Below are 22,193 nucleotides of genomic sequence, written 5' to 3'. Positions count from 1 at the left end.
CGCCTCCATCGTTCGGTCGATGCCGCGGCGTGCTCGGTATCCTGGGCCGGATGTCCGCCCCGCACCGGTACCCCGCGACGATCGCGGCACCCGTCGACCACGAGCTGGTGATCCGGAAGTCGCGCTTCCTCACGCATCTGGCGCCGGTCGGCTCGGTCGAGGAGGCCGACGCCGTGATCGCCGGCATCCGCAAGCGCGCGTGGGACGCGAACCACAACTGCACCGCGATGATCACGGGGCTGCACGGCGATCAGGCTCGGTCGTCCGACGACGGGGAGCCGTCCGGGACGGCGGGCGTGCCGATGCTGGAGGTGCTGCGCCGCCGCGGACTGACCGACGTGGTGGCCGTCGTGACCCGGTACTTCGGCGGCGTGAAGCTCGGCGCCGGGGGGCTCGTCCGGGCGTACTCGACCGCGGTGTCGGAGGCTCTCGACGGCGCGGCGCTCGTGCGGCGCGAGGTGCTCACGCAGGCGACGGTCGAGGTGCCGCATGCCGAGGCCGGGCGCTTCGACAACCTGCTCCGCGAATGGGCGGGGCACCACGGCGCGACCCTCGGCACGCCGAGCTATGGGGAGGTCGCCCGCCTGGAACTGTGGGTCCCTGCCCACGAGCTGCCGCGGCTGACCGACGACCTGGCCGCCGCCTCGGCCGGAGCCGTGCGCCCGGCGCCGGGCGTCGAGCGCGTGGTCGACGTGCCGGACTGACACCGCTCGCGGCGCACGCATACCTCCGGCGGCTATCCTGGACGCCGCGGTCGCGGAAGGAGAGCGATGTTCGACAGTCCGCTCTCGGCTTCGCCGTATGACGTGCTCGGCGTCGACCCGTCCGTGGACGAGATCGAGCTCCGCCGCGCGTACCGCCTCCGGCTCCGTCAGACGCACCCGGACACCGGGGGCGACGCGGCGGTGTTCATCCAGGTGCAGCGGGCGTGGGAGCTGATCGGCACCGAGGAGGGCCGTGCGGCCTACGACCGCCGCACGGGTGTGACCTCCGACGGCGACGAGTGGAGCGGATGGCGCCCGCCGAGCGCCCGCACCGACACCCGGCCCCGCGCGCGCTCCTACGGGCAGCCGGGCGGATGGCGCCGCGAGCGCTACCTCACACTGATCCGCGAATGGGCCGGTCATGGCGTGGACGTGCCGGACCCGTACGCCCCGTCGCTCGTGCGGGCCGCGCCGCGGGAGCTGCGGCGCCTGCTCGCCGACGCGCTCGCGGAGGAGGCCACCGCGCGCACCGTCTCCGACCTCGGCATGGGGTTCACGGTGTGGCACGACGTGGTCGCGGGGCAGACCGCCGACGACAAGCTCGACCACGTGGTGCTCAGCCCCTCGGGGCTGTACGGCATCATGTCGGAGGACTTCGGGGGCGTCGTGGGCTTCCGCCGCGGCGAGATCACGGGTCCGAGCCTGGGCACCAGGGCCCCGGTGACGGCGGCGCTCGGCCGCATGCGCCAGGTCGCCCGCAGCGCGAAGGTGAAGTTCGGCGGCGCGATCGTGGTGCTTCCGGACGACGATCTGGCGCAGGCGGTGACCCCGCTCGGCAGCAGCCGTGGCGTTCCGGTCGTGGTGGTGCGACGCAGCGCGCTGGCCATGGTGCTGCGGCAGGGCGTGCCGGGCGCGCGGGCCATCGGCGGCAACGAGCTGTTCGACATCCGCACGCGACTGCAGCAGACCGTCCGCTTCGTCTGAGTCGGCAGCTGCTCCGCGAACGGATGTCTTGACGCCTGTCGTCAAACCGGTTTACACTCGTCAAACCGGTTCACACCCCCGAGTGAGCCGCGACACCCGCGAGGAGGCGGCATGAGCCGCACGACGATCGCCGATGTGGCACGCGAAGCCGGCGTCACGAAGGCCACGGTCTCGCACGCCCTCAGCGGCAAGCGCCCCATCTCCGAGGAGACCAGGACGAAGGTCCTCGCCGCCGCACGCAAGCTCGACTGGGCGCCCAGTCAGAGCGCCCGCGCTCTCGCCACGAGCCGCGCCAACGCGATCGCCGTGGTCCTCGCCCGCGACCCCGAGGTCATCGCGAACGACTCGTTCTTCCCCGCGTTCATCGCGGGCGTCGAGTCGGTGCTGGCCGAGACCGAGACCGCCCTCGTGCTGCAGGTCGTGCAGGGGCGCGAGGCCGAGGAGCGGGCGTACCGCACCCTCGCCCGCGGCCGCGCCGACGGCGCCCTGCTGCTCGACCTGCGCACCGAGGACTGGCGTGTGCCGTTCCTCGACGAGCTCGGGCTCCCCACGGTGCTCGTGGGCGCCTACGACGGCGACAGCCCCTTCTCCTGCGTGCGCACCGACGACGCCGCACCCGTGCGCGAGCTGATCGCGCGACTGCGCGCCGAGGGCCACACCCGCATCGCGCACGTCTCGGGCCCTCTCGACTACGTGCACTCCGCGGCACGGGCCGCCGCGTACACCGCGGCCGTCGGCAGCGACGAGCTGCTGCGCGAGGGCGACTTCACCGCCGCGAGCGGACGCGACATCACCGAGGAGCTGCTCGCGCTGCCGGAGCGCCCGACCGCGATCCTCTACTCGAACGACACCATGGCGATCGCCGGACTCTCCCTCGCGCGCTCCCGCGGCCTCACCATCCCGCGTGACCTCGCCATCTCCGGCTTCGACGACGACCACCTCTCCGCACACCTCTCCCCCGCGCTCACCAGCGTCTCGTCCGACCCCGCGGCCCGTGGCCGCGCGGCCGCCCGCCTGCTGCAGGACGCCCTCGTCGGCGCGGAGCCGCGCACCGAGGTCGTCGACTGTAACGTCGTGCACTTCCGGGAGAGCACCGGCTCGTAACCCGCACCACACATCGCGTCAAGGAGGACACCATGAAGAAGATCCGAGCAGCAGCGCTCGTGGGCGCCGTCGCGCTCGTCGTGACCGGATGCTCGTCCGGCGGAGGTGGCGGCGAGAGCGCCGGCGAAGGCACCGGCCCCATCGACATCTGGCTCTCCAACAACGAGCAGGAGGTCGCGTGGGGCCAGGCCGTCGTGGACGCCTGGAACGAGGAGCACCCCGACGAGAAGGTCACGGCGCAGGAGATCCCCGCCGGATCCTCGTCGGAGGAGGCCATCACCGCCGCGATCACCGCCGGCACCGCGCCGTGCCTGGTCTACAACGTCGCCCCCGCCGCCGTGTCCGGCTGGGTCAAGCAGGGCGGCCTGGTCGACCTCAGCGCGATGGACGGCGGCAGCGACTACATCACCGAGCGCAGCGGCGACGTCGAGCCCTACGCGACCGACGGGAAGTACTACCAGCTGCCGTGGAAGTCGAACCCCGTGATGGTCATGTACAACAAGACGCTGTTCCAGGCGGCCGGCCTCGACCCGGAGAACCCGCAGATGGCCACGCACGAGGAGTTCCTGGAGGGCGCGAGGGCCATCGTCGAGTCGGGCGTGCAGAGCGCCATCTGGCCCGCGCCGACCAGCGAGTTCTACCAGCCGTGGTTCGACTTCTATCCGCTGTACCTCGCGGAGACCGACGGCACCATGCTCGTGGAGGACGGCAAGGCCACGTTCGACTCCGACGACGGCAAGACGGTCGCGGACTTCTGGGCCACCGTGTACCAGGAGAAGCTCGCCCCCAACGAGGCGGCGACCGACGACGCCATGTCGGCCGGGACGACGGCCATGCAGCTCGCCGGCCCGTGGGCCATCCCGTCGTACGCCGAGACCGTCGACGTGGGGTTCATGCCGGTGCCGACCAGTGACGGCCGCGAGAACCCGACCACGTTCGCCGACTCCAAGAGCGTGTCGATGTTCACGGCGTGCGAGAACCAGGCCACCGCGTGGGAGTTCCTGAAGTTCTCCACGAGCGAGGGGGCCGATGGCCAGCTGCTCGAGGCGACCGGCCAGATGCCGATGCGCACGGACCTCACCGACACGTACGCCGACTACTTCTCCGCCAACCCGGACTACGTGGCGTTCGCCGAGCAGGCCGAGAACACCGCCGATGTGCCGAGCATCCCGAACTCCGTCGAGGCGTGGCAGGCGTTCCGGGACGAGTACTCCGCCGCGGTCATCTTCGCCAAGGAGTCCACCGCCGACTTCCTGAAGAACGCCTCCGCGAAGATCGACGAGCTCGTCGCGGAGTGACCTCATGACCGACAACCGGCGGCTGCGCACCCGGTGGCTGGGTGCGCAGCCGATCGGCGGCCTCTTCGCGCTGCCGTACCTCGTGTTCGTGATCGCGATCTTCGCGTATCCGCTCGCGTTCGCGGTGTACATCGCCTTCCACGACTACTTCTTCACCGCGCCGGGGGCGGAGGTCGAGCGCCCCTTCGTCGGCTTCGACAACTTCGTCACGGTCCTCACCGACCCGCGCGTGCTGGGCGCGTTCCGCAACACGCTCGTGTTCCTGGTGATCAACGTGCCGCTCACGGCGGTGCTGGCACTCGTGCTCGCGGCGGCCCTCAACACGGGCATCCGCTGGGTGGCCGCCTACCGGGTGGCGTTCTACGTGCCCTACCTCACCGCGAGCGTCTCGCTGGTGGGCGTGTGGATGCTGCTGTTCTCGGGCAACGGGCTCGTGAACACGATCCTCGGCCCGCTCGCGCCCGATCCGTCCTGGCTGGTCAACGACGCGCTCGCGATGCCCATGATCGCGCTGTACGTCACGTGGAAGCAGCTCGGGTTCTACATCCTGCTTTACCTCGCGGCGCTGCAGAACGTGCCGAAGGAGCTGTACGAGTCGGCGGAGACCGACGGCGCCGGCGCGTTCCAGCGGTTCTGGAACGTCACCGTGCCCGGCGTCCGCAGCGCCACCACGCTCGTGCTGATCCTCTCGATCATCACCGGCGCCAACCTCTTCACCGAGCCGTACCTGCTCACGAACGGCGGGGGCCCGGACGGCGCCTCCACCACGCCCGTGCTGCTGATCTACCAGCTGGGCATCCAGCAGCAGAACCCCGACACGGCCGCCGCGATCGGCATGATCCTCGTGGTGCTCGTGGGGATGCTGTCGCTGGCCGCCAACCGCGCCACGAGGGAGCGATGATGCGCCGCACGAGAAGACTGCCCCGCGTCCTGAGCCTGATCGCGCTCACGATCGCGGCCATCGGGTTCGCGTTCCCGTTCTACTTCATGCTGGTCGGCGCGTTCCAGGAGAACCCGACGAACTCGCCCAGTCAGTTGATCCCGACCGGCGGCTGGACGATCGACAACTTCGTAGCCATCGACTCCCGGATCGACCTGGTCGGCTCCCTGGTGAACTCGCTGATCTTCACGCTGGGGGTGCTACTCGGCACGGTCGTGTTCGGGCTGCTCGCCGGCTACGCGATCGCCCGCCTCGACTTCCGCGGACGCGGCGTGATCTGGGTGCTGATGCTGCTCGTGCAGATGGTGCCGTTCCAGCTGCTGATGATCCCGCTGTACGTGCAGATCACCCGCAGCTACGGCCTCGGCGACTCGTACCTCGGCATGATCCTGCCGTTCCTCATCAACACGACGGCGGTGTTCATCTTCGTGCAGTTCTTCAAGGCGCTGCCCGTCGAGATCTTCGAGGCCGCCCGCATCGACGGCGCGGGAGAGATCCGCCTGCTGACGTCGGTGGCGATCCCGCTCATCCGACCCGTGCTCGTGACCGTGGTGCTGGTGACGTTCATCGGCCCGTGGAACGAGTTCCTGTGGCCGTTCCTCATCACGAAGGACGCGTCGCTGCAGCCGCTCGCCGTGTCCCTCGCGAACTACATCTCCAACGTCGCGCAGTCCACCGCGAACCCCAACGGCGCGATCCTCGCCGGCGCCACGGCGCTGGCGTTCCCCGTCGTGATCCTGTTCATCGTGTTCCAGCGCTTCTTCCGAGCCACCGACCTCGGCGCCGCCGTCAAGGGCTAGCCCGCGATCCGTCCGTCAGAAAGGACATCCATGTTCACCGGAGCATCCTTCCCCCTCGGTCCGTTCACCCCCTACGAGGGGAACCCGATCCTGCGCCCGCGCGGCGACAGCTGGGAATCGGCCAACCTGTACAACCCCGCGGCACTCGTGGACGGCGACGAGGTGGTGCTGCTGTACCGCGCGCACGCCGACGACATCGTGTCGCACATCGGGCTGGCGCGGTCGCGGGACGGCGTCACCTTCACGCGTGAAGATGCGCCCATCCTCTCCCCCTCCGAGGACTACGAGCGCTACGGCTGCGAGGATCCGCGGATCGCCCTGATCGACGGCACCTACTACCTCACCTACACGGGGTGGGACCGCCGCAGCGCCCAGCTGTGCCTGGCGACCTCGACCGACCTGCGCACCTGGACCAAGCACGGCCCGCTGTTCGACGACTTCGACACCTTCAAGACCATGGACCCCCGGGGCTTCAACTGGTCGAAGGCCGGGGTGATCGTGCCGCGGAAGATGCACGGGAAATGGTGGATGTACTTCGGCGAGGGCGGCATCTACTGGGCCACCAGCGACGACCTGATCCACTGGACGCCCGGCACTCCGGACACGGAGCCCATGTATGCGCCGACGCCGGGCACCTGGGACGAGGCGCTGGTCGAGATCGGCACCTCGCCCGTTGTGACCGAGAACGGCCTGCTGGTGATGCTGACGAACGGCGCCACGCGGGTGATCCACGAGGACGGCTCGGTCGACGTGGACTACCGCTGCGGGCAGATCGCGATCGACCCCGACGAGCCCACGCGAGTGATCGCCCGGATGCAGGAGCCGTGGCTGCGGCCGCAGAGCTTCGAGGATCTGCACGGACTGGTGTCGAACGTGACCTTCGTCGAGGGACTCGTGAAGTTCCAGGGCCGGTGGTTCGCGTACTACGGGCAGTCCGACACGACCCTGGCCGTCGCGATCCACGACCCCGCGCAGCCCTGGGGCCGGGTGCTGCGGGAGACCGCCGACGACGGCAGTGCGGAGTGAGGCCATGGAGACCACACGACGCACGTTCCTGACCCTCGCCGCCACGACCTCGGCGCTGGCGCTGCTGCCCGGGGAGGCCGCCGTGGCGCACGACAGCGCCGCCGCGGGCTCCCTCCGGCCGCGCGGTGTCGCCGCGGCCTCGCGGCTGACGAACCTGGCCCACCTGCGCTTCCTGCTGGCCGCCGTGCCGGTCTCCGCGAGCGCCGCGCACACGACCTACGGCATCGACGCCGAGCCGCAGGTGCTCGCCCCGTGGACCTATGCCGACACGGACGGCGCGGGCGGATACCGGCCCGTCGGCGGCGGCACCCGCGACGCGGCCACGGGGCACTGGACCCAGGGCGCCTTCAACGCGGACGACATCGCGCGGGCGGCCGTCGTGCTGCTGCGCGGCTGGCGGGCGACCGGCGACGCGCAGACCCGCGACGAGGCGCGAGGGGTGCTCCGCTCCCTGGCCTTCCTGCAGACCGTGTCGGGACCGGACACCGGCCGCGTGGTGCTGTGGCAGCAGGAGGACGGCACGCTCAACCCGAGCGCGATCCCCGTGGAGCTGCCCGACCCCTCCGACTCGGCCGAGTCGTACTGGCTCGCCAGGACCGTCTGGGCCTTCGGCGAGGGCTGGGCGGCGTTCCGGCCGGAGGACCCGGCGTTCGCGGCCTTCCTCCTCGAGCGGCTGCACCTGTGCCTCGACGCGCTCGAGCGGGAGTCGCTGGGGCGCGCAGGGCAGTGGGTGCGCAGCGACGGACGCGACCTGCCGGCGTGGCTCATCGCGGGGGGCGCAGACGCCACCGCGGAGGCGATGCTGGGGCTCGCGGCCGCCGCGGAGGCCGGAGACGACCGCAGTCGCGCGGCACTGCGGACCTACGGCGAGGGTGTGGCGGCGATGGCCACCGACCCCGCGCAGGGCTGGCCGTTCGGCGCCGTGCTGCCGTGGACCGGGTCCCTGGGCTTCTGGCACGCGTGGGGTGCCGCCGCCCCCGAGGCTCTGGCCCGCGCCGGCGCCCTGCTCGGACGGGCGGACTGGTCGGCGACAGCGGTGGCGGACGCCGCCCGGTTCACGCCGCAGGTGCTCACCTCGGGCGGGCCGCACAACGCCTGGGCACCGCTGCCCGCCGAGGCGCAGATCGCGTACGGGGCGCACGGCCGCGTGGCCGGTGCGCTGCAGGCGGCGCTGGCGGGCGGCGAGGGTCTGCGCGTGCTGGCCGGGCTCGCCGCCGGGTGGTTCTTCGGCGCGAACACGGCGGGCGTCCCGGTGTACGACCCCGCCACCGGCGCGACCTTCGACGGGGTGGAGACCGACGGCCGCGTGAACCGCAACTCCGGCGCGGAGTCCACGATCCATGGGCTGCTCACGATGCAGCTGCTCGACGCGAACCCCGACGTGGCCCGCATCGCGACCGGGATCACGGGGCTGTCGTCGTTCTCGGGGCTGCGGGCGCTGGATGCCGAGAGCGCCCGCCTGTCACCCGGATGCACCGTCGAGCGGCCGGAGGGCGGCGCGTGGACCGGCGAGGGCAACCTCTCGGGCGGGGCCTTCGTGCGGGTGCCGGACGGCGAGTACGTGGAGTTCGACATGACCGAGCAGGGCGGGGTGCTGCACGGCCTCATCTGGCGCCAGGCCGCGGAGGCCGGGACCGCGGTGTGGGAGGTGCGGCGCGGCGGCCGACGGCTGTGGAGCGCGGAGAACGCGGCCGGCGGCACCGGCGACCGCGGGCTCACCGAGGCGGACGGCATGCTCGTGCCGGAGCTGCTCGGCGGCGGTCTGCCGGAGGGCCCGGTGACGGTGCGCTGCACGAGCCGGGGCGACCTGCGCCTGGACGCGCTCGTGATCCAGCCGCGCGTGACCACGGCGGTGTACGCGACCTCGACGGGCGCGACCGTGCTCTACGCCGACACCACGGGCCAGCAGCAGCGCATCACCCCGCTCGCCGCGGGTGCGGGCACGGCCTACGACGCGTCCGGGGCCGCGCGCGGGAACGGCACGCCGGGCGGCCGGGTGCGGGTGCGCGGAGGGGGCTTCACGATCACGCGCGGCTGACGCGGGCGCGCGACGCGCCATCCCGGCATCCTCTTTTTGAGTCACTCAAAAGAAGGTGTAGAGTCGAGGGCATGGAGACAGACCTCGACTCGGCGCTGCGAGGCGCCGGGCTGCGTGCGACCGCGGGCCGCGTCGCCGTTCTCGAGGCGCTGGGCTCCATGGCCCACACGGATGCGGAGCGCGTCTACCGCGCGGTCTCCGACACGCTGCCGACCACGTCGATCCAGTCGGTGCACAACATCCTCGCGGACCTGACGACGGCGGGTCTGATCCGCCGGATCGAACCGGCAGGATCCGCGGCGCTCTACGAACGGCGCATCGGCGACAACCACCACCACGTCGTCTGCACCTCCTGCGGTGCGATCGGCGATGTGGACTGCGTCGTCGGCGAGGCGCCGTGCCTCACCCCGTCCTCCACCGGGGGATTCACCGTCCAGACAGCCGAAGTGACCTTCTGGGGCCTCTGCCCCAGTTGCCAGAACGCCGCATAGGCCCGCCGCTCCCGCCCATCCACGGATGGCGCTGTTCGGCGTGCCCGCGCGCAGAAGGAGAACATGATGACGAACCCCACCGACCACGGCCGTCCGGCCACGACCACCCAGGCCGGCGCGCCGATCGCGAGCGACACGCACTCGCTCACCGTCGGCCCCGACGGCCCCACGGTGCTGCACGACCACTACCTCGTCGAGAAGATCGCCGCGTTCAACCGCGAGCGCGTGCCGGAGCGCAACCCGCACGCCAAGGGCGGCGGCGCGTTCGGCGAGTTCGTCGTCACCGAGGACGTCTCGCAGTACACCAGCGCTGCCGTGTTCCAGCCCGGCGCCACCTCCGAGACGCTCATCCGCTTCTCCTCCGTCGCCGGCGAGCAGGGCTCCCCCGACACCTGGCGCGACGTGCGCGGCTTCTCGCTGCGGTTCTACACGACCGAGGGCAACCTCGACATCGTCGGCAACAACACGCCGACCTTCTTCCTCCGCGACGCCATGAAGTTCCCGGACTTCATCCACTCCCAGAAGCGCCTCGGCGACTCGGGTCTGCGTGACGCGGACATGCAGTGGGACTTCTGGACCCTCTCCCCCGAGAGCGCCCACCAGGTGACCTACCTCATGGGCGAGCGCGGTCTGCCCCGCAGCTGGCGCCACATGAACGGCTACGGCTCGCACACCTACTCGTGGGTCAACGCGGCCGGCGAGGTGTTCTGGGTGAAGTACCACTTCCTCTCCCACCAGGGCGTCGAGGCGATGAGCCCGGAGGAGGCCGAGAAGCTGGCCGGAACCGACGCCGACCACTACCGCCGTGACCTGTTCCGGTCCATCTCCGAGGGCGAATTCCCGAAGTGGGACCTCTACGTGCAGATCATGCCGTACGACGAGGCCAAGGACTACCGCTTCAACCCGTTCGACCTCACCAAGACGATCTCCAAGAAGGACTACCCGCGCATCAAGGTCGGCACGCTGACCCTGAACCGCAACCCGGAGAACTTCTTCGCGCAGATCGAGCAGGCCGGCTTCGCCCCGGGCAACCAGGTGCCCGGCACGGGCCTCTCGCCCGACAAGATGCTCATGGGTCGCGTCTTCGCGTACCCGGACGCCCAGCGTCACCGCATCGGCCCGAACTACAACCAGCTGCCGGTCAACCAGCCGCACGCCGCCGAGACCCGCAACTACCAGCACGAGGGTTCGATGCGGTACCAGTACAACGACGCGGCACACCGCACGTACCAGCCGAACTCGTTCGGCGCTGCGGGCGGTCCCGAGGCCGACCCGGTCAAGGGCGTGGAGGTCAACTGGGCCGCGGACGGCGAGCTCACCCGCTCCGCCGCGACGCTGCACGCCGAGGACGACGACTTCGGTCAGGCCGGCACGCTGTACCGCGAGGTGTTCGACGGGGAGCAGCGCGCCCGCTTCCTGGAGACCCTGACCGGCCAGGGCCGCGGCATCACGATCGACGCGATCCGCGAGCGCTTCTTCCAGTACTGGACGAACGTCGACGCCGAGCTCGGCGCCGCCCTGCGCGACCGCGTCTGACCGGCTCGACGCCCCTCCCGCCCGGCATCCCGGGAGGGGCGTCGTCCCCGCACGGGCCCGGCGCTCCCGGTCCCGACGAAGCTCCCCCTCCTGCACCGTGCCCGCGGGAGGGGGTTTCGTCGTCTCCGGCTCCCTCGGCTGCGGGAAGGGGGAGGATGGACGAGTGGCCGTTCCTCTCTCCGATCTGACCGAGATGCCCGCCCCGCAGCACGTGTACGCGCCGGACGGCACCCGACTCGCCACGTACACGTGGGGCGAGCTGGAGGCCCCGGTGGTCGTGACCGTGCACGGCTTCGCCTCCGGCGCCCGCGACAACTGGGTCCTCACCGGGTGGGTGCGCGAACTCACGCGCGCGGGGTACCGCGTGCTCGCGCTCGACCAGCGCGGGCACGGACTCAGCGACAAGCCGCACGAGGCCGCGGCCTACGCCATCCGCACGCTCGTCTCCGACGTGGAGACCGTGATGGACACGTACCTCGTCGACGACGCGTTCTACCTGGGCTATTCGCTGGGCGCCAGGGTCGGCTGGGAGGTCGCGCGCGAGCTGCCGCACCGCATCGGCCGAGCCGTGCTGGGCGGTGTGCCGGACGGGATCCCGCTGGCACGGCTCGACCTCGACGAGGTGCGCGCCTACATCGACGACGGGACCCCGGTGTCCGACCGCACGACGCAGAACTACATCGCGCTCACCGAGCGGGTGCCGGGCAACGACCTGCGGGCCCTCGTCGCACTGGCCGAGGGACTGCGCGCCTCCGGCACGGTCGACCCCGATCCCGCGCAGGCGCCGGTACAGCCGGTCCTGTTCGCCACCGGGTCGAAGGACGCCATCATCGAGGGCTCGCGCGCGCTGGCATCGGCCACCCCGGAGGGGCGGTTCGTCGAGATCCCGAACCGCCACCACTTCAACGCGCCGGGCTCCCGCGACTTCAAGGACGCGGCGCTCGCTTTCTTCGGCGAGCACCCCCGACAGGCTTAAATCAGCAATTCTCCGGAAGATCGAAACTTTAGCTGGATTCCCGGACATAAGTGTGTCACTGTTGCCTACAGACGGCTCCTGCCGTCGCAGCCATCGGCGAAAGGGCGATTGATGACGGTTCAGGTCGGTATCCAGCTGTATTCGGTGCGCAATGCGATGGCCGATGATCCCGAGGCGACACTCGCCCGCCTCGCCGAGATCGGGTTCACCCGCGTCGAAGGGGCCAACCACGAAGCGGACCGCGATCCGGGGATCGGCTTCGGGATCTCGGCCGACCGCCTCGCCGGCGTGCTCCAGCAGAACGGCCTGTCCATCGTCGGAAGCCACATCAACCCGTTGGATGTCGATCGACTCGGACCGACCCTCGACTTCCACGCCGGGATCGGCAGCCCCGGCATCGGCTGCGACATCGAGTTCTACCCCTACGGCGACGTCGACTACGTCAAGCGGCGTGCCGACGCCTTCAATCGCGTGGGCGAGCTGTGCGCAGAGCGGGGCATGGTGTTCTACTACCACAACCACTTCCAGGAGTTCCAGGAGTTCGACGGCACTCCCGTCTACGAGCTGATCCTCGAGAACACCGACCCCGAGCTGGTCAAGATCGAGATGGACACCTTCTGGGTCTACCGCGGCGGGCACGACCCGCTGGAATGGATCCGACGCTACGGCGACCGCGTCATCCTGACGCACCAGAAGGACTTCCCCGCGGACTTCGACGAGCCGCTCAACCTGTTCGACGGCATCGTCGACCCCCGGGAGAACATCACGTTCGACCGATTCATCGAGGTCAAGAACCCGCTGTCGTTCGTCGAGATCGGCACGGGGATCCTCCCGATCCAGGAGATCATCACGACCCTGAACGGCCTGCCCCACTTCCGCTGCATGCTTCTGGAGCAGGACTTCAGCCGCAACGAGGATCTGGAGTCCGCCCGCATCAGCCGTGACGCCTTCAGCCGCCTCGACGGCACCGAGCTGCAGGTCGCCCGGTGACGCGACGCACCGGGACCGTCGGCGTCGGCGTCATCGGCACGGGGATGATCAGCGACGCCTACCTCCGCAATCTGGTGCGGTTCCCCGACCTCGACGTGCTCGCTCTGGGTGACCTGGACGAGAGCCGCGCCGCCGCCCAGGGCGACGCCTACGGAGTCCGCAGCGCGGGCTCCCCGAAACTGGTCCTCGACCACCCCGACATCGAGATCGTCGTGAACCTCACCGTCCCCGCCGCCCACGCGGACGTCTCGGCAGCGGCCCTCGCCGCCGGCAAGAACGTCTGGGTGGAGAAGCCCATCAGCGTGGACCGGGTCAGCGCACGGGCTCTCCTGGAGCAGGCAGCGGCGGCCGGACTGCGCATCGGCGTGGCACCGGACACCGTGCTCGGCGCGGGCGTGCAGACGGCACGGAAGGCGATCCTCCGTGGCGACATCGGCGTCCCCGTCGCCGCGCAGACCACCATGCAGTACGCGGGGCCCGAGCTGTTCCACCCGAACCCCTCCTTCCTGTACGCCCGCGGCGCGGGACCGCTGTTCGACATGGGCCCGTACTACCTCAGTGCGCTGGTCGGCCTGCTCGGTCCGGTGGACTCCGTGTCCGCGGTCGGCGCGCGCGCCCGCGAGTCGCGGTCGGTCATCGTCGGCGACGCCGCCGGCAGCAGCTTCCCCGTGGAGGTGCCGACGCACGTCGCCGCCATCGCGAAGTTCGAGCGCGGGCCTCTCGGCCAGAGCTTCTTCAGCTTCGACTCCCCGATCTCGCGCGTCGGCGTCGTCGAGATCACCGGGACGGAGGGGACGCTGGTCGTGTCCGACCCGAACAAGTTCACCGGCGACGTGCGGATCGGACGGATCGCACCGGGCGCCGACGACGAGACGGAACCGGTCTGGGAGAGGGTGCCGCTGGTCGGCGTCGACACCGGCCGGGGGCTGGGCGTGCTCGACCTGGCACGGGCGATTCGGAACGACCGCCCGCACATCGCCTCCGGGGAGCTCGGCTACCACGTGCTCGACGCGCTCTCGGCGATCGATGAAGCGGTGCTGAGCGGCAGCTGGACTCCGGTCGAGAGCACCGTCGCTGAGGTTCCCCTGATGCCCGACGACTTCGACCCGTTCGCGCCGACACTCTAGCCCCGCAGACCCACCAGGAGGATCTCGATGACAGGAACGGATTTCCGCTGGGGCATTCTCGGGCTCGGCGAGATCGCGGAGCGGTTCGCGGAAGAGCTCCCGCTGACCCGGTGCGGCCGGCTGGCGGCCGTGGCCAGCCGGAGTGCGGACCGCGCGGCGGCCTTCGCCCACCGGCACGGCTCCGAGGGCACGCGAGCCTACGACTCGTACGACGAGCTGCTCGCGGATCCCGAGGTGGACGCCGTCTACATCGCCACCGTCCATACCGAGCACGCCGTCTGGACCGCCCGTGCGGCCGACGCCAGCAAGCACATCCTGTGCGAGAAGCCGCTCACCCTGACACCCGCCGAGACCATGGCGGTGCACGAGGCGGCGCGACGGGCGGACGTCGCACTGCTCGAGGGCTACATGTACCGGCATCACCCGCAGACCGACGCTGTGCTGCGCGTGATCGCGGACGGCACGATCGGCGATCTGCAGCACGTCGAGGCGACCTACGCCTTCCGCGCATCGGACGAGAGCGGACGGCTCTTCGACCCCGGGGTCGGCGGGGGCGCCGTGCTCGACGTCGGCGGCTATCCGGCCTCGATGGCGCAGGCCGTCGTCGTCGCCTCTGGTCGCAATCCGACGGTGGAGAAGCTGACTGCCCGCGGCGCGCTCACCCCCGGCGGCGTGGATGCGTGGACGACGGCATCGGCCGTCTTCGACGGCGGGGTGACCGCGCATCTGACGTGTGCGATCGCCGCCGATCTCCCGCCGACCGTGCGGATCTGGGGTTCGCTGGGCATGATCGAGGTGCCGCAGCCCTGGGGCGCCCCGCGCGAGACCGCCACGACGTTCACCATCGTCCGTGCCGGAGAGGATCCGCGGCACGTCGCGTGCGAGCCCGCTGCCCTGTACGCCCTCGAGGCGGACGCACTCCAGGAGCGCGCCGCCGCCGGGTACGACCCGCGGAGCGCGGAGCAGGACTCCGCCCTGGCGCAGCTCCTGTACCGCTGGCGTTCCGAGGTCGGGGTGCGCTACCCCTTCGAACGCGACGACGCCGCTGTCCCCACGGTCGACCGGCGACCGCTTCGGCGACGCCCGAACGCGATGACCTACGGCACCGTCGCCGGCACGGACAAGCCGGTGTCGCGCCTGGTGCTCGGCTGCGACAACCAGACCGACCTCGTCTTCGCCAGCGTGATGTTCGACGACTTCTTCGAGCGCGGCGGCAACGCCTTCGACACGGCCTACGAGTACAGCGATCGACTGCAGCAGAAGCTGCTCGGCCAGTGGATCGCGAACCGCGGCGTGCGAGACGACGTGTTCGTCGTCGGCAAGGGCGCGCACACTCCCTACTGCGATCCGGTCAACCTGGAGTCCCAGCTGCTCGAGACCCTCGACGACCTCCAGACCGACCACATCGACCTGTATCTCCTGCACCGGGACAACGAGGATGTCCCCGTCGGCGAGTTCGTCGACGTGCTCGACCGATACCACGCACTCGGCGCGATCCGCGCTTTCGGAGGCTCGAACTGGAGCCGTGAGCGCTTCGAGAGCGCGAACGAGTACGCGCGCCGCACCGGCAAGCAGGGCTTCACCGCGCTGAGCAACCACTTCGGCCTCGCCGAGGCCCTTGCCCTCCCCTTCCCCGGCAGCCGGCATGTGACGGACCAGGCCTCGAAGGAATGGCTCGAGGAGTCGCAGATCCCGCTGTTCTCCTGGGCATCGCAGGCACGGGGCTTCTTCAGCAGAGCCGATCCGGACGACCTCTCCGACCCCCTGCTCGTCACCGGCTACTACAGCGCCGACAACTTCGAGCGCCTCCGACGATGCCGCCGGCTCGCCGAGCGCCTCGGCGTCACCCCGACCGCCGTGGCCCTCGCGTACGTCCTCCATCAGCGGTTCCCCACGTTCGCCATCATCGGTCCGCGCCGCCTCAGCGAGACCAGGACGTCGGCGGCGGCGCTCGAGCTGGACCTCGACGACGACACGATCGCCTGGCTCGACCTGCGCGACGGCTGAGCCGATGCATCTCGCACTGGGCGACGGAAGGCTCGGGCTCGGCGTCGATCCGTCGACTCTGCTCCGTCTCGCGGCGGAGAACGGCTTCACCATCGTCGAGCCCGACTCCGACGCCTTCTTCGGCGCGTCCCCGGCCGAACGGGAGGACTTCGTCTCCGGCATCAGGGAAAGGCGGCTGGACTGGCGGCTGTCGGCTCTGCCCGGCGTCATCGGGACCACGGTGGGCGACGAGGCGTTCACCCGCCTGCTCGCTGAGGTCGCTCGCCGGGCCCCGCTCCTCACCGGAGCCGGGGTGACAGCGCTTTCGACGTGGCTCGCTCCGGCGAACGACGAGGCGCCGTACGCGGAGACCTGGCAGCTGCACCGTCATCGACTCGACCGTCTGACGCCGCTGCTGCGTGAGCACGGACTCCGGCTCGCGCTCGAGTACGTGGGACCGGAATCGTGGCGACGGGGTCGGCGTCACCCCTTCGTGCACTCGCTCGACGAGACGCGCCGACTGATCGACGAGACCCGCGACCCCGAGTGCTTCGGACTCGTGGTCGACAGCTTCCACTGGTACACGGCCGGCGAGACCCCGGAGGATCTGCGCGCCGTGTCGGCCGACGAGGTGCTCGGCGTGGATCTCAACGACGCGCCGCGCGAGCGGGAGCTCCACGAGCAGCAGGACCTCGAGCGCGCGCTCCCCGGCGCGACGGGGGTCATCGACGGCGTCGGGTTCCTGCAGGCGCTTCACGACATCGGCTACGCGGGACCGGTGTACGCCGAGCCCTTCGACGCCGCCCTCGCGGCGCTGCCGGAGCACGAGCGGGTCACAGCAGCGCGCACCGCCCTGGAGCAGGTCTTCGACCGGGCGGGCGTGCCGGTGCGGTGACCGGCGCTACAGCGTCAGGTGCGTGAATCTCCCACTCAGCATCGTCGCCGCCACCGGCATCGTCGCCAGCTCGGCGGACGACGACGCACGCGGGTCCCGCTCGACGGCCACGAGGTCGGCCACCTCGCCCACCTCGACCCGCGTCCGCGTCGAGGCGGCGAGCGCCGCATCGATGCCGATGGTCTGCTCCGGGTGCCAGGGCTCGCGGCCGTCACGAGAACGCCCCACGGCCGCCGCGATCGTGACCCACGGGTCGAGCGGAGACACGGGGGCGTCGGAGCCGAGCGCCAGTTCGGCGCCGGCGTCGAGGAGGCTCCGGAAGGCGAACGCACGCGAGGTCTTGCCCGGCCAGTAGCGTTCCGCGATGTCGCGATCGTCCATCGCGTGCTCGGGCTGCACACTGGCGACGACGCCGAGCTGCGCGAACCGCGGGAAGTCGGACTCCGAGAGCAGCTGCGCATGCTCGATGCGTCCGCCGATCCCGAGGGCTTCGAACGCGTCGAGGGCCAGGGTGTTCGCCAGGTCGCCGATCGCGTGCACATCGGGCACGATCCCGGCCTCGGATGCGCGCCGCATCCGGGGCCTCAGCTGCTCGGGCGGCACGGTGAGCAGACCCCGCGGGTGGGGGTGGCCCTCCAGGCCGGGGTAGGGGTCGTGGCAGTAGGCGGTACGGGTGTTGAGCGAGCCGTCGGTGAGCACCTTGTACATTCCGACGGTGATCAGGTCGTTCACCCGGTCGCCCGTGCGCAGTCCGAGGTCGATGGCGCGGTCGAGGTGCTCCGAGTAGATGCCGAACTCGACCCGGAGCGCGTCGAAGCCGTTCTCGCTCCGCCGGCGCCAGGTGTCGAGGTTCCACTGCATCTCGAGGTCGACGATGCCGACGACCCCCCGTTCGGCGGCTGCCCGTCCGGCGCTCCTCGCCCACTCGTCGAGGACCTCCGGGGGCGTGTCCTCGATGAGGCGCGTGACCTCGAACGCCTCGTCCTCCTGCAGCAGCCCGCTGGGGTGATCGGGGTGGCCGTACAGTTCGAGCGCGGCGGAGTTCAGCCAGACCGCGTGCAGGTCGGCGCTCACCAGCGCCACGGGGTGGCCGCCAGCGGCCTGGTCCAGGAGGTCGCGGTCGGGGGCGTCCGGCCAGAGTCCGTCGCGGAATCCGTAGCCGATCAGCGGCGTGGCGGACACACCGGCCGCGACGGCTTCGGCGACGAGTGCGGCCGCCTGCGCCGCCGACTCCGCGCCGGCGAGATCCAGCCGCTGACGCACCATGGCGTACTGGGTGAAGTGCACGTGGTTGTCCCACATGCCGGGGAGGAGCCATCGGCCGTCGAGGTCGACCTCCCGTGCGCCCTCGGCGGGCAGGGCGCCGATGCGGGTGATCCTCCCGTCCCTCACCAGCACGTCGACGATCGCACCGTCGAGGCGCGCGTTGCGCAGGAGTGTGCTCATGGGCGGTGCACCCTTCTCATCTCATCGGCCAGCGCAGGGCGGCCGTACGTCGGGTTGTGCTGGAGTTCGTCGATCACACGGTCGACCACGTGATCCGGCTTGTCCTGGCTGACCTTCGCTCGGGCGTCGAACCGCTCGACGACGAGGCGGAAGCCGACCGTGCCCGAGACGATCGAGCGACCGTACTCCTCGTTCGCAGAGAGCGGACGGGGATGCGGCAGTCGTTCCTCGAACCGGTCGACGAGCTCCCCCAGCACCCGCCAGTTCTCCTCGTCGCTCAGGATCTCCGGCGTCCCGTAGAGGTGGGCGGTCACGTGGTTCCAGGTGGGGACGGCGGGAGAGCCGTCGTACCAACCAGGGGAGACGTAGCCGTGCGGCCCCTGGACGATCACGAGCACCTCCCCCTCGCCGAGCTCGAGAGCGCGGTCGTCCGGGCGACCCACATGGCTCACGATGCTGATCCGATCGGGATCCTCCTCGAGCACGACCGGGTAGTGGGAGGCCACCAGCCCGCGCGCCGTGTGGGCGACGATCGTCGCCCAGGGGTTCTCGCGGATGAGACGCCTCACCTCGTCCGGGTCCTCCATGACGTACGCCGGCGTGTGCCGCATGGCCAGCCCTTCTTCGATCCTCGAATATGTATCAGTATTTGCAGACTTATGACTGAACCGTAGACAAAGGTCCGGCGATGTGTCAATGTTCCCCCATGGCCATCAAAGACGACGCCTGAAAGGACACACCCCCATGTTCACCAAGAAGAAGAGGCTGTCTCGAGCGCTGGGCGTCGGAGCGGTGGTCGCGATCACCGCCCTGACCCTCGCCGCCTGCGGTCGTGCCGAGGACGGCGATGGCGCGCAGGGCGACGCCTCCGCCGTCAGCGATGGACCCGCGACCGGCACCATCGAGCTGTGGGCGGCCGGGGCCGAGGGCGAGGAGCTGCCGGTGCTGTTCGAGCAGTTCGCCGCCGACAACCCCGATGTCGAGATCAACATGACGCAGATCCCCGAGCAGGATTTCGTCACCAAGATGACCGCGGCGATCGCCGCAGGCTCCGTACCCGACCTCATCTACGTGTTCGCGGAGCACCAGCCCGCGCTGTTCGCGACCGGCGCCTTCGCTCCCGTCCCGGAAGGACTCGTGGAGGAGGACGACTTCTTCGAGTCGGTGTGGAAGACCGCGGAGGTCGATGACGTCGCCTACGGCGTGCCGTGGTTCACCTACGCGCGCGTGTTCCAGTACCGCGTCGACCTCGCCGAGGCGGCCGGCGTCGAGGCCCCGCAGAACTGGGACGAACTGCGCGAGTTCGCCCAGACCCTGAAGGACACCGGGGTCGACTTCCCCCTGGCCTTCTACGTCGTGCCCTTCGACGAGTACACCGCGGCGCAGTTCGACACGTTCGCGCACCAGAACGGCGGCGGCATCATCAACGACGACAACACCGAGTGGACCATCAACTCCCCGGAGAACGTGGAAGCCCTGGAGTTCTACGGCTCGCTGTTCGCCGACGGCTTCGTCTCGCCGGACGCCCCGACGTCGGTCGACTCCGTCGGATACCTCACCGACGGGCGCCTCGCCGGCGTGCTGAACGGCCCCTGGCTGCGCGGCTGGCTCGCGGACGCCAACGGCGAGGAGTGGCTCGATGAGCACATGGCGGCCCTCGTGCCCCCGGCCGGGCCGGACGGCGAGCGCGCGGCGTCGATCGGCGGCGGCAACTGGGCCGTCCCCGAGGAGGCCGAGAACGCCGACGCGGCCTGGAAGTTCGTGCGCTACGCCTCCGAGCCCGAGACGCAGCTCGCCTGGTTCGAGAGCATGGGCAACCTGCCGACCGTGAAGTCGGCATGGGACGATCCGGCGATCGCCGACGATGAGGCGCTCGCCGCCGTCCGCGAAGCGATGGAGGACGGGGTCTCGATCCCCGCCGTGCCGACCTGGAACCAGGTGGGCAAGATCCTCGGCGAGCAGATCGAGCGCGTGGCCAGAGGCACGGCGACCGCGCAGGAGGCGCTCGACGCCGCACAAGCCGAAGCGGAGTCGATCGGCGTCGGCAAGTAACGATGCCGACCACTCTCCTGCCGACCTCTCGGGGCGGGGCCGACCCCCGCCCCGAGAGGGAACGGCCGCCCGCCCCCGGCCCCCGGCGCCCGCGCAGCGCGATGCAGCGCTCGCAGGCCAGGGCCGCCTGGCTGTTCCTCACGCCCTTCCTCATCGTCACGGCCGTCTTCACCGCCATCCCGGTGGTCGCGGCGATGGGGATGAGCCTCACGGATCTCACGTCGCGGGAGATCCGCACGCCCTTCGCGGTCGACTTCGTCGGGCTCGACAACTTCATCGCCGTCCTCGGCGACGCCGGATTCCAGAGGTCGGCGGCGAACACCGCGCTCTTCGTGATCCTGTGCGTGCCCCTGAGCATCGCCTTCGGGCTGGCGCTCGCCCTCCTCCTCAACAAGGGGATCCGGCGACTGCGCACCTTCTTCCGCGCCGCCGCCTACCTGCCGGTGATCACGAACATCGTGGCGGCGGCCGTCATCTGGAAGTACGCGTTCGCCCCGCTGGGCCCGGTCAACTCGGCACTGGAGTCATGGGAGCTGGCCGGACCGAACTGGCTGGGCGATCCAGGGTCGGCCGTGACCACCGTCGTGATGCTCGGCGTCTGGCGCAACATCGGAACGTGCATGGTGCTCTTCCTCGCCGGTCTGCAGGCGATCCCGGAGCAGGTCTACGAGGCGGCGGCGGTCGACGGCGCCACGGCCTCGCGTCGACTGTGGTCGATCACGCTTCCGCTGCTTCGTCCGACGACGCTTCTGGTGACCGTGCTCATGACCGTCTCGTTCCTCAGCATCTTCGAAGAGCCGTACCTCCTCACCGCCGGAGGCCCGCTCGGCGCGACGCGATCGATCGCGCTGTGGGTCTACGAGCAGTTCGGGTTCGGCAACACCGCGGCCTCGATGGCCGGTTCCTTCCTGCTCATCGCGTTCGTCTCGGTGGTCGCCGTCGTGCAGTTCCGTTTCCTAAGGCCGAAGAATTGATCAGAACATCCCGGTTCACGCTCGCCGCCATGTATGCGGCCGTCATCCTCGTCGTCGCCGCCCTCCTGCTCCCGTTCGTCTGGGTGGTCTTCGGGTCGTTCAAGACGCAGGTCGAGTTCATGACCGACCCCGGCGCATGGTTCCCGCACGGCTTCCCGCTGGACAACTACGTCCGGCTGTTCACCGAGGAGGGCTTCGGCCAGCACTTCGTCAACAGCGCGATCGTCTCCTTCGTCGCGGTCACCGCGAACGTGCTGTTCAGCTCGATGGCGGGGTACGCACTCGCGAAGCTGGAGTTCCGTGGACGGAACCTCATCTTCTCCGGCGTCATCTTCGCGTGGATCGTGCCCTACGTGGCGATCTTCGTGCCGCAGTTCCTCATCATCGTGCAGCTGGGACTGGTGAACACGCTGGCCGGCATCATCGCGCCGCTCCTGGTGTCTCCGCTGTCGGTGTTCATCATGCGGCAGTTCGCCTACTCGCTCCCCTCGGACCTGCTCGAGGCCGCGCGAGTCGACGGAGCGGGAGAGGCACGCCTGTTCTTCGGGATCTTCCTGCCGCTGTCAGGGCCGGCCGTCGCGACGATCGCCATCCTGTCGTTCCTGGGGTCGTGGAACTCGTTCCTGTGGCCGCTCATCGTGGCACAGAGCGAGGGCACCTTCACGCTTCCGGTGGCGCTCGCGGTGGCATCGCAGGCGTCGAACACCACGGACTTCGGGATCCTGCTGGCCGGCGCCGTGGTGGTGCTGCTGCCGGTGCTGATCCTGTTCCTGTTCCTGCAGAAGTACTTCATCCAGGGCGTCGCGACCTCGGGCATCAAGTGACC

Annotated in this window: 20 protein-coding genes; 18 read left to right on the top strand and 2 right to left on the bottom strand. The window is 70.4% G+C overall.

The genetic code is table 11. The features are described 5' to 3' along the window. The first annotated feature begins 50 nt into the window (after positions 1–50). The 15 genes from M3C17_RS14300 to M3C17_RS14230 all read left to right on the top strand — a co-directional run bounded on the left by M3C17_RS14300 (position 51) and on the right by M3C17_RS14230 (position 16,895). Positions 51–704, top strand: a complete 654-nt coding sequence (locus tag M3C17_RS14300) for a YigZ family protein (RefSeq protein WP_259978585.1) — start codon at positions 51–53, stop codon at positions 702–704. A gap of 66 nt (positions 705–770) precedes the next feature. Continuing rightward, on the top strand, positions 771–1,688 hold the full coding sequence (locus M3C17_RS14295; RefSeq protein ID WP_259978581.1) for a DnaJ domain-containing protein: 918 nt from the start codon (positions 771–773) through the stop codon (positions 1,686–1,688). A 111-nt stretch (positions 1,689–1,799) separates the two neighbouring features. Beyond that, on the top strand, positions 1,800–2,792 hold the full coding sequence (locus tag M3C17_RS14290; RefSeq protein WP_259978579.1) for a LacI family DNA-binding transcriptional regulator: 993 nt from the start codon (positions 1,800–1,802) through the stop codon (positions 2,790–2,792). A gap of 32 nt (positions 2,793–2,824) precedes the next feature. Then, positions 2,825–4,090 (top strand): extracellular solute-binding protein, encoded by a 1,266-nt coding sequence (locus tag M3C17_RS14285; RefSeq protein ID WP_259978577.1) that lies wholly within the window; start codon positions 2,825–2,827, stop codon positions 4,088–4,090. Between the two features lie 4 nt (positions 4,091–4,094). Beyond that, positions 4,095–4,991 (top strand): carbohydrate ABC transporter permease, encoded by an 897-nt coding sequence (locus tag M3C17_RS14280; protein ID WP_259978575.1) that lies wholly within the window; start codon positions 4,095–4,097, stop codon positions 4,989–4,991. Continuing rightward, positions 4,988–5,830, top strand: a complete 843-nt coding sequence (locus tag M3C17_RS14275) for a carbohydrate ABC transporter permease (protein ID WP_259978573.1) — start codon at positions 4,988–4,990, stop codon at positions 5,828–5,830. Before M3C17_RS14280 ends, M3C17_RS14275 begins: the two co-directional genes overlap by 4 nt. A gap of 30 nt (positions 5,831–5,860) precedes the next feature. Beyond that, on the top strand, positions 5,861–6,856 hold the full coding sequence (locus M3C17_RS14270; RefSeq protein ID WP_259978572.1) for a glycoside hydrolase family 130 protein: 996 nt from the start codon (positions 5,861–5,863) through the stop codon (positions 6,854–6,856). Positions 6,857–6,860: 4 nt separating this feature from the next. Then, positions 6,861–8,894, top strand: coding sequence for a hypothetical protein (locus M3C17_RS14265; RefSeq protein ID WP_259978571.1), 2,034 nt, complete (start codon positions 6,861–6,863; stop codon positions 8,892–8,894). 71 nt (positions 8,895–8,965) lie between these two features. After that, positions 8,966–9,385 (top strand): Fur family transcriptional regulator, encoded by a 420-nt coding sequence (locus M3C17_RS14260; RefSeq protein WP_259978570.1) that lies wholly within the window; start codon positions 8,966–8,968, stop codon positions 9,383–9,385. Positions 9,386–9,451: 66 nt separating this feature from the next. Continuing rightward, positions 9,452–10,921: a catalase gene (locus M3C17_RS14255; protein ID WP_259978568.1), complete on the top strand. Its 1,470-nt coding sequence runs from the start codon at positions 9,452–9,454 to the stop codon at positions 10,919–10,921. 163 nt (positions 10,922–11,084) lie between these two features. After that, positions 11,085–11,897, top strand: coding sequence for an alpha/beta fold hydrolase (locus tag M3C17_RS14250; RefSeq protein ID WP_259978566.1), 813 nt, complete (start codon positions 11,085–11,087; stop codon positions 11,895–11,897). A gap of 111 nt (positions 11,898–12,008) precedes the next feature. Continuing rightward, positions 12,009–12,887, top strand: coding sequence for a sugar phosphate isomerase/epimerase (locus M3C17_RS14245; RefSeq protein ID WP_259978564.1), 879 nt, complete (start codon positions 12,009–12,011; stop codon positions 12,885–12,887). Beyond that, positions 12,884–14,014, top strand: a complete 1,131-nt coding sequence (locus M3C17_RS14240) for a Gfo/Idh/MocA family protein (RefSeq protein WP_259978562.1) — start codon at positions 12,884–12,886, stop codon at positions 14,012–14,014. Before M3C17_RS14245 ends, M3C17_RS14240 begins: the two co-directional genes overlap by 4 nt. Before the next feature lie 27 nt (positions 14,015–14,041). Then, on the top strand, positions 14,042–16,021 hold the full coding sequence (locus tag M3C17_RS14235; RefSeq protein WP_259978560.1) for an aldo/keto reductase: 1,980 nt from the start codon (positions 14,042–14,044) through the stop codon (positions 16,019–16,021). 4 nt (positions 16,022–16,025) lie between these two features. Beyond that, entirely contained in the window at positions 16,026–16,895 is an 870-nt protein-coding gene (locus M3C17_RS14230; protein WP_259978553.1) for a sugar phosphate isomerase/epimerase, read from the top strand. A 6-nt stretch (positions 16,896–16,901) separates the two neighbouring features. On the opposite strand, the gene M3C17_RS14225 is transcribed toward M3C17_RS14230, so the two are convergent. Beyond that, positions 16,902–18,341, bottom strand: coding sequence for an amidohydrolase (locus tag M3C17_RS14225; RefSeq protein WP_259978551.1), 1,440 nt, complete (start codon positions 18,339–18,341; stop codon positions 16,902–16,904). Beyond that, on the bottom strand, positions 18,338–18,952 hold the full coding sequence (locus tag M3C17_RS14220) for an FMN-binding negative transcriptional regulator (RefSeq protein WP_259978549.1): 615 nt from the start codon (positions 18,950–18,952) through the stop codon (positions 18,338–18,340). Before M3C17_RS14220 ends, M3C17_RS14225 begins: the two co-directional genes overlap by 4 nt. 133 nt (positions 18,953–19,085) lie before the next feature. Between M3C17_RS14220 and M3C17_RS14215 the strand changes: the two genes are divergently transcribed. Genes M3C17_RS14215 through M3C17_RS14205 form a run of 3 tightly spaced genes read left to right on the top strand, consistent with a single transcriptional unit; the run spans position 19,086 to position 22,191 of the window. Continuing rightward, positions 19,086–20,393 carry an extracellular solute-binding protein gene (locus M3C17_RS14215; protein WP_259978547.1) on the top strand — a complete coding sequence of 436 codons (1,308 nt, stop codon included), beginning with the start codon at positions 19,086–19,088 and terminating at the stop codon, positions 20,391–20,393. 2 nt (positions 20,394–20,395) lie between these two features. Continuing rightward, on the top strand, positions 20,396–21,367 hold the full coding sequence (locus M3C17_RS14210) for a carbohydrate ABC transporter permease (protein ID WP_259978545.1): 972 nt from the start codon (positions 20,396–20,398) through the stop codon (positions 21,365–21,367). Then, entirely contained in the window at positions 21,364–22,191 is an 828-nt protein-coding gene (locus tag M3C17_RS14205; RefSeq protein WP_259978544.1) for a carbohydrate ABC transporter permease, read from the top strand. Before M3C17_RS14210 ends, M3C17_RS14205 begins: the two co-directional genes overlap by 4 nt. Positions 22,192–22,193 lie beyond the last annotated feature (2 nt).

The sequence above is a fragment of the Microbacterium sp. p3-SID336 genome (assembly GCF_025143365.1).
In the GTDB taxonomy this organism is placed as follows: domain Bacteria; phylum Actinomycetota; class Actinomycetes; order Actinomycetales; family Microbacteriaceae; genus Microbacterium.
The sequence above is the reverse complement of the archived record's forward strand: the minus strand, read 5'-3'. Positions and strand labels throughout refer to the sequence as shown.